This is a genomic window from Variovorax sp. GW821-FHT09D07 (assembly GCF_059416345.1).
The window spans coordinates 656,322-669,543 of the sequence record NZ_JBWKOY010000001.1 but is presented as its reverse complement, the minus strand read 5'-3'; the positions used below and the strand labels follow the sequence as shown (position 1 = coordinate 669,543).

9 protein-coding genes are annotated in these 13,222 nt (G+C 65.8%); 5 read left to right on the top strand and 4 right to left on the bottom strand.

The window, feature by feature from the left end; genetic code table 11:
* Nucleotides 1–39: 39 nt before the first annotated feature.
* From folD to AC07OX_RS03140, 3 genes are all read right to left on the bottom strand, one after another.
* Nucleotides 40–891, bottom strand: coding sequence for a bifunctional methylenetetrahydrofolate dehydrogenase/methenyltetrahydrofolate cyclohydrolase FolD (gene folD / locus AC07OX_RS03150; protein WP_159276479.1), 852 nt, complete (start codon nt 889–891; stop codon nt 40–42).
* Between the two features lie 80 nt (nt 892–971).
* Nucleotides 972–1,607 carry a response regulator transcription factor gene (locus AC07OX_RS03145; protein ID WP_056580071.1) on the bottom strand — a complete coding sequence of 212 codons (636 nt, stop codon included), beginning with the start codon at nt 1,605–1,607 and terminating at the stop codon, nt 972–974.
* The gene (locus tag AC07OX_RS03140; RefSeq protein ID WP_062479933.1) at nt 1,604–4,144 is read right to left on the bottom strand and encodes a PAS domain-containing sensor histidine kinase; all 2,541 of its coding nucleotides are present in this window, start codon (nt 4,142–4,144) and stop codon (nt 1,604–1,606) included. The genes AC07OX_RS03145 and AC07OX_RS03140 overlap by 4 nt, the downstream gene beginning before the upstream one ends.
* A gap of 183 nt (nt 4,145–4,327) precedes the next feature.
* Here AC07OX_RS03140 and aceE point away from each other — a divergent pair, with 183 nt between their 5' ends.
* The 4 genes from aceE to lpdA are packed head-to-tail and all read left to right on the top strand — an operon-like array spanning nt 4,328 to nt 11,178.
* Nucleotides 4,328–7,057, top strand: a complete 2,730-nt coding sequence (aceE, locus tag AC07OX_RS03135) for a pyruvate dehydrogenase (acetyl-transferring), homodimeric type (RefSeq protein WP_062479935.1) — start codon at nt 4,328–4,330, stop codon at nt 7,055–7,057.
* Between the two features lie 49 nt (nt 7,058–7,106).
* Nucleotides 7,107–8,768, top strand: a complete 1,662-nt coding sequence (aceF, locus tag AC07OX_RS03130) for a dihydrolipoyllysine-residue acetyltransferase (protein WP_495259821.1) — start codon at nt 7,107–7,109, stop codon at nt 8,766–8,768.
* Nucleotides 8,765–9,358, top strand: a complete 594-nt coding sequence (locus AC07OX_RS03125) for an Ntn hydrolase family protein (protein ID WP_095745669.1) — start codon at nt 8,765–8,767, stop codon at nt 9,356–9,358. Before aceF ends, AC07OX_RS03125 begins: the two co-directional genes overlap by 4 nt.
* Nucleotides 9,355–11,178, top strand: coding sequence for a dihydrolipoyl dehydrogenase (lpdA, locus tag AC07OX_RS03120; protein WP_495259820.1), 1,824 nt, complete (start codon nt 9,355–9,357; stop codon nt 11,176–11,178). Before AC07OX_RS03125 ends, lpdA begins: the two co-directional genes overlap by 4 nt.
* Before the next feature lie 86 nt (nt 11,179–11,264).
* On the opposite strand, the gene AC07OX_RS03115 is transcribed toward lpdA, so the two are convergent.
* Complete coding sequence (locus AC07OX_RS03115) at nt 11,265–11,840, bottom strand: C40 family peptidase (RefSeq protein ID WP_062480809.1); 576 nt, start codon at nt 11,838–11,840, stop codon at nt 11,265–11,267.
* Nucleotides 11,841–12,147: 307 nt separating this feature from the next.
* Between AC07OX_RS03115 and AC07OX_RS03110 the strand changes: the two genes are divergently transcribed.
* Nucleotides 12,148–13,215: a PQQ-dependent sugar dehydrogenase gene (locus tag AC07OX_RS03110; RefSeq protein WP_495259819.1), complete on the top strand. Its 1,068-nt coding sequence runs from the start codon at nt 12,148–12,150 to the stop codon at nt 13,213–13,215.
* Nucleotides 13,216–13,222 lie beyond the last annotated feature (7 nt).

Here is a 13,222-nt window from a genome sequence, read left to right as displayed (position 1 = left end):
GAGGCGGCTACACGCAGTGAGCCAACAACGGGGTGGTTCTTATCTTGCGGCGCGTTCGGCCGCTTCAAGGGTGTTGACCAGAAGCATGGCGCGCGTCATCGGGCCGACGCCGCCGGGCACGGGGGTGATCCAGCCGGCCACTTCCTTCACGCCGTCGAAATCGACGTCGCCGGCCAGCTTGCCGTCCGCCTTGCGGTTCATGCCCACGTCGATGACGACGGCGCCGGGCTTCACCATGTCGGCGGTCAGCAGGTCCAGCTTGCCGACGGCGGCGACGATCACGTCGGCCTGCCGCGTGATCGCACCCAGGTCCTGGGTGGCGCTGTGGCAGATGGTCACGGTGGCGCTCTTGGCGAGCAGCATCATGGCCATCGGCTTGCCGACGATGTTGCTGCGGCCGATGACCACGGCGTGCTTGCCGCGCAGGTCGTAGCCGATCGATTCGAGCATCTTCATGCAACCGTGCGGCGTGCATGGCCAGAAGCCCGGGGCACCGGTCATCAGCGCGCCGGCGCTGGCCACGTGGAAGCCGTCGACGTCCTTGGCGGGCGAGATGGTCTCGATGACCTTCTGGCTGTCCATGTGCTTGGGCAGCGGCAATTGAACGAGGATGCCGTGCACCTTGGGGTCGTCGTTGAGGGCGCGGATGCGCGCCAGCAGGTCGGCCTCGCTCAGGTCGGCGGGGTAGGTCTCGAGCGTGGCCGAGAGGCCGGTCTCGGTGCTGTCGTTGACCTTGTGCTTGGTGTAGACCTGGCTCGCCGGATCGCTGCCCACCAGGATGATGGACAGGGCCGGGTTCACGCCGCGGGCCTTCAGCGCAGCGGTGCGGCCGGACACCTCGGCGCGGATGGTTTTGGCGAGGGCGTTGCCGTCGATCAGTTGGGCGGTCATCGGTTTTGATTTTCCAAGTAAAAACGCCCGCTTGCGCAGGCGTGGGGAAGGTGCGTGGCTATCGCAGGGATAGCTGCGGCTCAGGAGGCCTTGGCGGCTGGGGCCGCTTGCCCGAGCGCGATCTTGAGCAGATCGGCCACGGTGTTGGCGTTGAGCTTTTCCATGATGTTGGCGCGGTGCGCCTCCACCGTCTTGATGCTGATACCCAGGTCGTCGGCGATCTGCTTGTTCAGGCGGCCGGCGACGATGCGCTCGAGCACCTGCGCCTCGCGGCCGGTGAGCTTGGACAGCAACGCGTCGCGGCTGGCCGACTGCTGGTGCTGCGTGAAGGCGCCGCGTGCGTGTTCGAGCATGCGCTCGACCAGTGACACCAACTCTTCGTCGTTGAAGGGCTTCTGGATGAAATCCATGGCGCCCTTCTTCATGCTGTCGACCGCCATCGGCACGTCGCCGTGGCCGGTGATGACCACGATCGGCAACGGAGAACGCCGTTCGATCAGCCGATCCTGCAATTCGAGGCCGGTCATGCCGGCCATGCGGATATCGACGATCAGACAGGCGACTTCGCGCGGGTCGTATCGGGAGAGAAAGGATTCGGCGGACTCGAAACAGCGGACTCTGTAGTCCTTGCCTTCGAGCAGCCATTGCAGCGAATCGCGTACGGCTTCGTCGTCATCGACGACATAGACCGTGCCCTTCTTCGGAATCAAACTCATGCAGGTACCTTTGCCTCGTCGCTTGCTACGGAACTGATAGCGTCCAACACCGGAATCCAGAAGGAAAAACGGCATCCGATCACATCCGGGCCATTGTAGATGTTCTCCGCCTGCATCCGGCCGCGGTGCGACTCGACGATGGTGCGGCACAGGTTGAGCCCGATGCCCATGCCCTCGGGCTTGGTGGAGAAGAAGGCTTCGTAGAGCCGGTCCATGACCTCGGGCGAAAGGCCCTTGCCCGTGTCCTGCACCGAGAACTCGATGGCATTGTGCCCCTCGATCACCTTGGGCAGCACGCGCAATTCGACGCTGCGGCGCGCCAGCGGGCGGTCGGCGATGTCGATGGATTCGGCCGCGTTCTTCAGCAGGTTGACCATCACCTGCTCGATGAGGATCGGGTCGACGCGCACCACCGGCAGCCGCGCGGCCACGTAGTGGTTCAGGCGCACGTTGCGCCGGCGCAGCTCGATGCCCGCGAGTTCGACCGCCTCGCTCACCATGGTGGCGACGTCGGCCGGCGTGCGGTTGGGTTCGCTGCGTTTCACGAAGGAGCGGATGCGCTGGATGATCTGGCCCGCGCGCTGTGCCTGCTTCGAGGTTTTTTCGAGCGCGGCAAGCAGGGCGTCGTTGTCGATCGTCTGGCCCTTGATGCGCGACATCATCCCGTTGCAGTAGTTGGCGATGGCCGTGAGCGGCTGGTTCAGCTCGTGCGCCACGCTCGACGCCATTTCGCCCATGGTGATCAGGCGGCTCGCGGCCTGGGCCTTGTCGGCCTGCGCGGCGGCCTGCTCTTCGGCGTCGCGGCGCGGCGTGATGTCGGTGGCGATCACCAGCTGCGCCAGGCGCCCGTCGACCCAGGTCAGGTAGCGCGAGCGCACCTCGAGCCACTTGCCCAGGTGCGGCACGAAGATTTCGTTGTTCGCGGTCTGGGCGGCGGTGAGCGTGTCGATGGGCAGGCCGGCATAGGGGTCGACGTCGTCCAGGCCTTCGTCGTGCGCGTTCGACGGCGGCACGCCGGCCTGCGCCACCATGCCCAGGTGGCCCACGGTGTCGGAGCCGAACCACAGGCGGTACAGCTTGTTGGCGAACAGCAGTTCTTCGCTGCCGATGGGCGCCACCGACACGGCAGCGTCGAGCGCTTCGAGCACGGTGGTGAAGCGTTCGTACGAGGCGGACAGCTGCTCGCGGATGCGCGTCGGTTCGGTGATGTCGGTCATCGACGTCATCCAGCCGGTCTGGTGGCCGCGCGCGTCGATCAGCGGCGACACGTACAGGCGCGCGTTGAACACGCTGCCGTTCTTGCGCTTCACGCGCACCTGGAAGCCGCCGGGCAGGGCGCGGCCGTGCAGCTCTTCTTCGAGGCGCTCGTTCATCACCTCGCGGTCGGATTCGAGCCAATAGGGGAAGGGCGGCGTCTGGCCGACGAGTTCGTCTTCGCTCCAGCCCGTCATGGCGCAGAACGCGGCGTTCACGTAGGTGATGCGGCCTTGCAGGTCGAGCACGCGCATGCCGGTGAGCATGGAGTTTTCCATCGCGCGGCGGAAGTTGGTTTCGGCCACCAGCCGCTGCTGCGCCTGCAGGCGTCGCCGCGTGTGGCGCCAGGTGCCGATCAGCATCCAGCTGGTCATCACGCTGAGCGCGCACACGAGCCAGAAGAGGCCGTTGCCCACCACGCCCTGCGAGGTGCGGTAGGCCTGCGCGCGCAGCATCAGCGCATTGCCCACGGGCGACACCGGCACTTCGTATTCGTTGGTGGCTTCGGTCCAGGGCAGCAGGCGGGTGCCGCTGTTCTTCAGCGGCGTGGTGTTGCCGGCGATGACGTTGCCCTTGGCGTCGAGCAGCGAGACGGCATAGCGCGCCTGCACCTCGGAGGGCATGCCGTAGCGCAGCAGGCCGTCGATGGAGAACTCGCCGAGCACGACGCCCGCGAACAGGCCCTGGTCGAACAGCGGGATGTGCAGCTGCAGCATCGCGGCCGGCTCGCCGCCGGCCACGGGTTGCGAGTACACCGGCTGGCGCAGTTCGCGTGCCAGCGCATAGTTGCTTTCGATGTCGCCGGGGCGCAGCACGTCGCCGATCAGGTGCTGTTGCGCCGGATGCACGCTGGGTGCGGCATAGCCGGCCTTGAAACGGCGGCGGTCGTCGATCCAGCTGATGGTCTGCAGCTCGGGGAACTGGCTCACCAGCGATTCGGCGCGGCTCGTGAACTCGACCGGATCGATCTCGCGGTTGGAGGCGTCGCGCGCGATGCGCATCAGCTGTTCCTGCCGCTCCAGCAAACGCAGGCGCATGCGCTGTTGCGCGTACTCGACATCGCGCCGTACCGACTCCTGCTCGCGCTCGACTTCTTCGGAGCGCAGGTACCAGAACGCCGACACGATGGCCGCGAGAAACAGCAGCACGGCCGCCATCGGCGCGAGCATCGCGACGGCGTCCTGCAGCACGGGTGTCTGCTTGCGCCACCACGTGCGCCACCAGGACAGCGGCGAGGCTTTGACGGCACTGCGGGCGACCGCGAGCGGGGAGGAAAGGGGCATGGGCGGAGTTTAGGTGATGGCCCTTGCGGCGAAGAGGCCCTGCCGGGGACGTGCCTCCTTGATATTTCATAATAAGAAATCAACAAGCACTATTTGAAATAGGGAAACTTCTATGCGAAACTCCGGCGCGCTCGGTGCCCAGCGCACTAAATTACAGCCACAGCCCTAAAAGGAGAGACAAGCATGTCGGCAAATCCCGAGAACCTGTTCGGCTCGGCCGCAAACGATGCGGACGCCCAGGAGACGCGTGAATGGATGGATGCACTGTCTTCCGTCATCCAGAGCGAAGGGCCCGAGCGGGCGCACTTCCTGCTCGAACAACTGCTCGAACATGCGCGCCAGAACAGCGTCGACATGCCGTTCTCGGCCAACACCGGCTACGTGAACACCATCGAGCCGGGCGTGGAAGCCCGCAGCCCCGGCAACCTCGAGATCGAACAGCGCCTGCGCGCCTACATGCGCTGGAACGCCATGGCCATGGTGGTCAAGGCCAACCGCATCCACCCGCCCGAAGGCGGTGACCTGGGCGGCCACATCGGCTCCTTCGCCTCGCTGGCCAGCATGTTCGGCGCCGGCTTCAACCACTTCTGGCACGCCGAGAGCGAAAACCACGGCGGCGACCTGCTGTACATCCAGGGCCACGTGTCGCCCGGCATCTATGCCCGCGCCTACCTGGAAGGCCGCCTCTCCGAAGACCAGCTGCTCAACTTCCGTCAGGAAGTGGACGGCAAGGGCCTGTCGAGCTACCCGCACCCGAAGCTGATGCCCGAGTTCTGGCAGTTCCCCACGGTGTCGATGGGCCTGGGCCCGCTGATGGCGATCTACCAGGCGCGCTTCCTGAAGTACCTGCACGCCCGCGGCATCGCCAACACCGAGAACCGCAAGGTGTGGGTGTTCTGCGGCGACGGCGAAATGGACGAAGTCGAATCGCTGGGCGCCATCGGCCTGGCCGCGCGCGAGAACCTCGACAACCTGATCTTCGTCATCAACTGCAACCTGCAGCGCCTGGATGGCCCGGTGCGCGGCAACGGCAAGATCATCCAGGAGCTCGAAGGCGAGTTCCGCGGCGCCAACTGGAACGTCATCAAGCTCATCTGGGGCAAGGGCTGGGACGCCCTGCTCGAGAAGGACCATGACGGCGCGCTGCGCAAGATCATGATGGAGTGCAACGACGGCGACTACCAGTCGTTCAAGGCCAACGACGGCGCCTACGTGCGCAAGAACTTCTTCGGCCGCGACCCGCGCACGCTGAAGATGGTCGAGCACCTGACCGACGACGAGGTCTGGAACCTGCAGCGCGGCGGCCACGATTCGCAGAAGGTGTACGCCGCCTTCCACGCCGCCCAGAACCACAAGGGCCAGCCCTCGGTGCTGCTCGTCAAGACCGTCAAGGGCTTCGGCATGGGCAAGATCGGCGAAGGCAAGAACACGGTCCACCAGACCAAGAAGCTCGGCGACGAAGACATCAAGGCCTTCCGCGACCGCTTCAACATCCCGATTCCCGACAGCCAGATCGCCGAGCTGCCGTTCTACAAGCCGGCCGACGACACGCCGGAAATGCGCTACCTGCACGAGCGCCGCAAGGCCCTGGGCGGCTACCTGCCGCATCGCCGCGTGAAGGCCGACGAGAGCTTCACGGTGCCCTCGCTCGACACCTTCAAGGCAGTGATGGAGCCCACGGCCGAAGGCCGCGAGATATCGACCACGCAAGCCTACGTGCGCTTCCTCACGCAGCTGCTGCGCGACAAGGCCCTGGGCCCGCGCGTCGTGCCCATCCTGGTGGACGAGGCCCGCACCTTCGGCATGGAGGGCCTCTTCCGCCAGATCGGCATCTACAACCCGCACGGTCAGCAGTACACCCCGGTCGACAAGGACCAGGTCATGTACTACAAGGAAGACAAGGCCGGCCAGATCCTGCAAGAGGGCATCAACGAAGCCGGCGGCATGTCCAGCTGGATCGCGGCGGCCACGTCGTACAGCACAAACAACCGCATCATGGTGCCGTTCTACGTGTACTACTCGATGTTCGGTTTCCAGCGCATCGGCGACCTGGCCTGGGCGGCCGGCGACATGCAGGCCCGCGGCTTCCTGCTGGGCGGCACCTCGGGGCGCACCACGCTGAACGGCGAAGGCCTGCAGCACGAAGACGGTCACAGCCATATCCTGGCCAACACCATCCCGAACTGCGTGAGCTACGACCCGACCTTCGCGCACGAAGTCGGCGTGATCCTTCACCACGGCTTGAAGCGCATGGTCGAGAAGCAGGACAACGTCTACTACTACCTGACGCTGCTGAACGAAAACTACGCGATGCCCGGCCTGCAGCCCGGCACCGAAGAGCAGATCATCAAGGGCATGTACCTGTCCAAGCAGGGCCCGGTGGTCAAGGCCGCCAAGGGCGCCAAGGAAGCGCCGACCGTGCAACTGCTGGGCAGCGGCACCATCCTGCGCGAAAGCTTCGCGGCGCAGGAGCTGCTCGAGAAGGAGTGGGGCGTGTCGGCTTCGGTGTGGAGCTGCCCGAGCTTCAACGAACTGACCCGCGACGGCCAGGACGCCGACCGCTGGAACCTGCTGCACCCCGACCAGACGCCGCGCGTGCCCTTCGTGGCCGAGCAGCTCGGTGCCTCGACCGGCCCGGTGATCGCGTCGACCGACTACATGAAGGCGTACGCCGAGCAGATCCGTCCGTTCGTGCCGAAGGGCCGCAACTACAAGGTGCTGGGCACCGACGGTTTCGGCCGCAGCGACTTCCGCGCCAAGCTGCGCGAACACTTTGAGATCAATCGTCACTACATCGTCGTGGCCGCGCTCAAGGCGCTGAGCGAAGATGGCACCGTGCCGGTGGCCAAGGTGGTGGAAGCGATCAAGAAGTACGGCATCAATGTCGACAAGGTCAACCCGCTTTACGCTTGAACATCAACAACCAACGAACGAACGGCGCCTGACGGCGGGAGACAACGATATGGCAGCAGTGGAAGTGAAGGTGCCGGACATCGGCGATTTCGATGAAGTCGCGGTGATCGAGGTGCTCGTGAAGGTGGGCGACACGGTCAAGGCCGAACAGTCGCTCATCACGGTCGAATCGGACAAGGCGTCGATGGAAATCCCGTCGTCCACGGCCGGTGTGGTCAAGGAAATCAAGGTCGCCGTGGGCGACAAGGTCAAGGAAGGCTCGGTGGTGCTGGTGGTCGAGGCCGAGGGCGCGGCTGCCGCCGCCCCGGCGCCGGCCGCTGCGCCTGCTGCCGCGGCACCCGCTCCGGTTGCTGCAGCGCCTGCGCCCGCCGCAGCCGCACCGGTTGCTTCGCGCCCGGTCGACATCAAGGTGCCGGACATCGGCGACTTCAAGGACGTCGCGGTCATCGAGCTGCTGGTGAAGGTGGGTGACACCATCGCCGCCGAGCAGTCGCTGATCACGGTGGAGTCGGACAAGGCCTCGATGGAAATCCCGTCGTCGGCTGCCGGCGTGCTGAAGGAACTCAAGGTCAAGGTCGGCGACACCGTCAACATCGGCGACCTGATCGCGGTGCTCGAAGGCGCCGCAGGGGCTGCCGCACCCGCATCGGCGCCCGCGCCGGCACAGGCCGCAGCTGCTGCGCCCGCCGCCGCAACCGCCAGCGCACCTGCACCGGCCGCCGCAGCACCTGCTGCAGCCGCCCCGGCCCACCAGCCGACCTCGGCGCCCACCGGCAGCCTGCCGCACGCCTCGCCCTCGGTGCGCAAGTTCGCACGCGAACTCGGCGTGCCGCTCGAAGAGGTCAAGGGTTCCGGCCTCAAGGGCCGCATCACGCAGGAAGACGTCCAGAACTTCACCAAGGCCGTGATGAGCGGCCAGGCCAGCACCAAGGCCTCGGCGGCCAAGGCGCCGGCCGGTGGTGGTGGCGACGGCGCGGCGCTGGGTCTCATCCCGTGGCCGAAGGTCGACTTCACGAAGTTCGGCACCGTCGAGCGCAAGGACCTGTCGCGCATCAAGAAGCTCAGCGGCGCGAACCTGCACCGCAACTGGGTGATGATTCCGCACGTCACCAACAACGACGAAGCCGACATCACCGAGCTCGAAGCCTTCCGCGTCTCCACCAACAAGGAGAACGAGAAGTCGGGCATCAAGGTCACGATGCTCGCCTTCGTGATCAAGGCGGTGGTCGCGGCGCTGAAGAAATTCCCCGACTTCAACACCAGCCTGGACGGCGACCAGCTCGTCTACAAGCAGTACTACAACATCGGCTTCGCGGCCGACACGCCCAACGGGCTCGTGGTGCCGGTGCTGAAGGATGCCGACAAGAAGGGCATCCTGCAGATCAGCGCCGAGATGGGCGAACTCGCCAAGAAGGCGCGCGACGGCAAGCTCGGCTCGGCCGACATGCAGGGCGGCTGCTTCTCGATCAGCTCGCTCGGCGGCATCGGCGGTACGCACTTCACGCCCATCATCAACGCCCCCGAAGTGGCCATCCTCGGCCTCTCCAAGGGCCAGATGAAGCCGGTGTGGGACGGCAAGCAGTTCGTGCCGCGTCTCACGCTGCCGCTGTCGCTGTCGTATGACCACCGCGTGATCGATGGCGCTCTGGCTGCGCGTTTCAACGCCTACCTGGGCCAGGTGCTCGCGGACTACCGTCGCATCCTGCTATGACCACCGTAGTGGCCGTCCGAAAGGGTGGCCAGGTCACGATGGCGGCCGATTCGCTGGTGACCTTTGGCGACACGCGCATGTCGCACAACGCCGAAGCGAACCAGAAGATCTTCACCGTCGAGGATGCCGCGGGCCAGAGCCTGTTCGCGGTGGCGGGCGCCGCCGCGCACCAGCTGGTGCTCCAGCATGCGCTGGCGGCCCAGCCGCGCGAGGCGCTGCAGTTCGGCAGCAAGCACGAGGTGTTCCACACCTTCACGCAGCTGCATCCGGTGCTGAAGGACTCGTTCTTCATGCAGACCAAGGAAGACGAGCACGAGCCCTACGAGTCGAGCCAGTTCACGATGCTGCTGGCCAACCCGAGCGGCATCTACGGCATCTACAGCTACCGCGAGGTGTTCGAGTTCAAGCAGTACTGGGCCATCGGCTCGGGACGCAGCTTCGCGCTCGGTGCCATGCACGCGGCCTATGACAACAAGTCGCGCAACGCGCGCGACGTGGCGGAGGCGGGCATCGCCGCCGCCTGCGAATTCGATCGCAATTCGGCCCTGCCGGCCGACGTTCTCACACTCAAACTGAAAGTGTCCAAATGAGCGAACAACACATCAAGGTGCCGGATATCGGCGACTTCGACGAAGTCGCGGTGATCGAGGTGCTGGTCAACGTCGGCGACACGGTCAAGGCCGAGCAGTCGCTCATCACGGTCGAATCGGACAAGGCCTCGATGGAGATTCCGTCGTCGGCCGCCGGCGTGGTGAAGTCGCTGGCCGTGAAGGTCGGCGACAAGGTCAAGCAAGGTTCGGTCGTGCTGACGCTCGAAGTCGACGGGGCCGCCGCGCCCGCGCCGGCTGCTGCCCCCGCACCGGCGGCAGCTGCGCCTGCGCCCAAGGCGGCCGCACCGGCCCCTGCCGCGGCAGCGTCCGTGGCGGCATCCAGCTACGGCGGCAAGGTCGATGTCGAGTGCGACGTGGTCGTGCTGGGCGCGGGCCCCGGCGGCTACTCGGCCGCCTTCCGCGCGGCCGACCTCGGCCTGAAGGTCGTGCTGATCGAACGCTACGCCACCCTCGGCGGCGTGTGCCTGAACGTCGGCTGCATTCCTTCGAAGGCGCTGCTGCACGTCGCTTCCGTCATGGACGAGGTGAAGCACTTCGCCGACCTGGGCGTGAGCTTCGCCGCGCCCACGGTCGATCGCGCCAAGCTGCTCGGCCACAAGAACAAGGTGGTGGGCAAGCTCACCGGCGGCCTTACGGCCATGGCCAAGATGCGCAAGGTGACGGTGCTGCGCGGCGTCGGCAACTTCATCGACCCGTACCACCTGGAAGTCGAAGAAACCTCGGGCACGAGCTGGGACACCACGGGCAAGAAGCAGACCGTCAAGTTCCGCAACGCGATCATCGCGGCCGGTTCGCAGTCGGTGAGCCTGCCCTTCATGCCGAAGGACCCGCGCGTGGTCGACTCCACCGGCGCGCTCGAGATGGGCACCGACCCCAAGCGCATGCTGGTGCTGGGCGGCGGCATCATCGGCCTCGAAATGGGCACCGTGTACTCGACGCTGGGCGCGCGCCTCGATGTGGTCGAGATGCTCGACGGCCTGATGCAGGGCGCCGACCGCGACCTCGTGAAGGTCTGGCAGAAGATGAACGCGCCGCGCTTCGACAACATCATGCTCAAGACCAAGACGGTCGGCGCCGAAGCCACGAAGGAGGGCATCAAGGTCACTTTCGAGGGCGAGAACGCGCCGAAGGAACCGCAGGTGTACGACCTCGTGCTGCAGGCCGTGGGCCGCAGCCCGAACGGCAAGAAGATCGGCGCCGAGAAGGCCGGCATCACGGTGAGCGACCGCGGCTTCATTCCGGTCGACATCCAGATGCGCACCAACGTGCCGCACATCTTCGCCATCGGCGACATCGTGGGCCAGCCCATGCTGGCGCACAAGGCGGTGCACGAGGCGCATGTGGCGGCTGAAGTGATCGCCGGCGAGCAGAAGGGCGACAAGGAGCTGTCCAGCGCCGCCTTCAACGCCCGCGTGATCCCCAGCGTGGCCTACACCGACCCCGAAGTGGCATGGGTCGGCCTCACCGAAGACCAGGCCAAGGCCGAAGGCATCAAGGTCAAGAAGGGCCACTTCCCGTGGACCGCATCGGGCCGCGCCATCGCCAACGGTCGCGACGAAGGCTTCACCAAGCTGCTGTTCGACGCCGAGACGCACCGCATCCTGGGTGGCGGCATCGTCGGCACGCACGCCGGCGACATGATCGGCGAGATCGCGCTGGCCATCGAGATGGGCGCGGACGAGATCGACATCGGCAAGACCATCCATCCGCACCCGACATTGGGCGAGAGCATCGGCATGGCGGCGGAAGTGGCGCACGGCACCTGCACGGACCTGCCGCCGGCGAAGAAGGCGGCCTGATCGAGAGGCGCTACGGCGCCTGTCGAGCGCCCACAAAAAATCCCGCCGCGGCGGGATTTTTTTCGTCCTGGATTCGGTGTGCCGAATCAGTCGCTGGCGGTGCCCATGGCCGCGGCCTTGACCTCGTCGCCCTGGCCGCTGAGCACGCGGCGGGCACCGTCGAAGCGACGCTGCCAGTAGCTGCCGTTCATGTCTTCGACGCGGACCTGGGCGCCGGAGCGGGGGGAGTGGATGAACTTGCCTTCGCCGACGTAGATGCCGACGTGGCTGAAGGTGCGGCGCATGGTGTTGAAGAACACGAGGTCGCCGGGCTTGAGCTGGCTGCGGTCGATCTTCTCGGTGGCGGCGGCCTGTTCTTCGGCGCGGCGCGGGAGCACGTGGCCCACCGTCTGGTTGTACATGGCGCGGACGAAGCCGCTGCAGTCGAAGCCGGATTCGGCGGTGTTGCCGCCACGGCGGTAAGGAACGCCGAGGAAACCGATGGCGGTCACGACGAGGTCGGACGTGCGCTCTGCGACGGTCTGGCGAACCTGATGGAACTGGCCGACCAGGCCGCGTTCGGCAAGGATTCGGTCCATCTCATCCGATCGATCCTGTTGAGGGGGGGCGGCGTGGACGGCCACGGCGAACAGGAGGGATACGGGTAGGACGAAAAAACGCATGGCGCGTAGGATATTGATGACGCGCAGTTATGTCAATTTAATCTGAATTGTTGAATGCGTGCGTAAACCATTGATTTACATGTGTTTTTTCGATCCGGCGGAAGAAAAAATGTAACGGTGAACGTTTATGCGGCATAAGGATTCGAATGTAAACACCTCGGCTGATATGACTTCGAAGTCTTAAAAGTCGATATGTGCATTCCATTTGTTGTCAAGACGGCCTCAAATTCAGGAAATCTTCATGAACTTGCGAAATTGCTCCTTTCTTCGCTCCCTGGGAAGCCTCTTGGTGCTCGCGGGTTGTGGCATGGCTGGCGCGGCCATGGCGCAGGTGCGCACCGAAACCGTCGCTTCCGGTCTTGAAAACCCCTGGGGCGTCGCCTTCCTGCCGGAGGGCCGTTTCGTGGTCACCGAGAAGCCCGGCCGCCTGCGGCTGGTGGCGGCCGACGGCAAGCTGGGCGCGCCCATCCAGGGCCTGCCGCCCATCGCGGCGGGCGGGCAGGGCGGGCTGCTCGACGTGCTGGCCGACAGCGGCTTCGCGCAGAACCGCACCCTGTACTTCTGTTATTCGGAACCCGAGGCGGCCGGCGGATCGGCCAACAGCACCGCGCTTGCACGCGCCCGCCTGTCGGCCGACGGCACGAAGCTGGAAGCATTGCAGGTCATCTTCAGCCAGAAGCCCAAGGTCGCGAGCCGCGCGCACTTCGGCTGCCGCATCGTCGAAGCCCGCGACGGCAATCTGTTCCTCACGCTCGGCGACCGCTTCAGCCGCAAGGACGATGCGCAGACGCTCGACAACCACCACGGCAAGGTGGTGCGCATCGCCAAGGACGGCAGCGTGCCGAAAGACAACCCCTTCGTCGGCAAGCCGGGTGCGCTGCCCGAGATCTGGAGCTACGGCCATCGCAACAGCCAGGGCGCGACGCTCGCGCCCGATGGCCGCTTCTGGATGACCGAGCACGGCCCGCAGGGCGGCGACGAGATCAACATCCCGCGCGCTGGCGTCAACCATGGCTGGCCGGTGATCACCTATGGCGAGAACTACGGCGGCGGCAAGATCGGCGAGGGCATCACCCGCAAGGACGGCATGGAACAGCCGCTGCATTACTGGGTGCCGTCGATCGCGCCTTCGGGCATGGCCTTCCTCACCAGCGACCGCTACGGCGCCGGCTGGAAGGGCAACCTGTTCGTGGGCTCGCTGAAGTTCGGTTATCTCGACCGCATCGAGCTCAAGGACGACAAGGTCGTCGCCGAGCACAAGCTGCTGGCCGACGGCCGGGCCCGCATCCGCGACGTGAAGCAGGGGCCGGATGGCCTGCTCTACGTGCTCACCGACGAGTCCGACGGCAAGCTGCTGCGCCTGCGGCCGAACTGACGGGCGC

Bases quoted from the DNA above. Each gene is read 5' to 3' on its own strand.
- folD (WP_159276479.1), bottom strand. From the start codon at position 891: ATGACCGCCCAACTGATCGACGGCAACGCCCTCGCCAAAACCATCCGC.
- AC07OX_RS03145 (WP_056580071.1), bottom strand. From the start codon at position 1,607: ATGAGTTTGATTCCGAAGAAGGGCACGGTCTATGTCGTCGATGACGAC.
- AC07OX_RS03140 (WP_062479933.1), bottom strand. From the start codon at position 4,144: ATGCCCCTTTCCTCCCCGCTCGCGGTCGCCCGCAGTGCCGTCAAAGCC.
- aceE (WP_062479935.1), top strand. From the start codon at position 4,328: ATGTCGGCAAATCCCGAGAACCTGTTCGGCTCGGCCGCAAACGATGCG.
- aceF (WP_495259821.1), top strand. From the start codon at position 7,107: ATGGCAGCAGTGGAAGTGAAGGTGCCGGACATCGGCGATTTCGATGAA.
- AC07OX_RS03125 (WP_095745669.1), top strand. From the start codon at position 8,765: ATGACCACCGTAGTGGCCGTCCGAAAGGGTGGCCAGGTCACGATGGCG.
- lpdA (WP_495259820.1), top strand. From the start codon at position 9,355: ATGAGCGAACAACACATCAAGGTGCCGGATATCGGCGACTTCGACGAA.
- AC07OX_RS03115 (WP_062480809.1), bottom strand. From the start codon at position 11,840: ATGCGTTTTTTCGTCCTACCCGTATCCCTCCTGTTCGCCGTGGCCGTC.
- AC07OX_RS03110 (WP_495259819.1), top strand. From the start codon at position 12,148: ATGGCTGGCGCGGCCATGGCGCAGGTGCGCACCGAAACCGTCGCTTCC.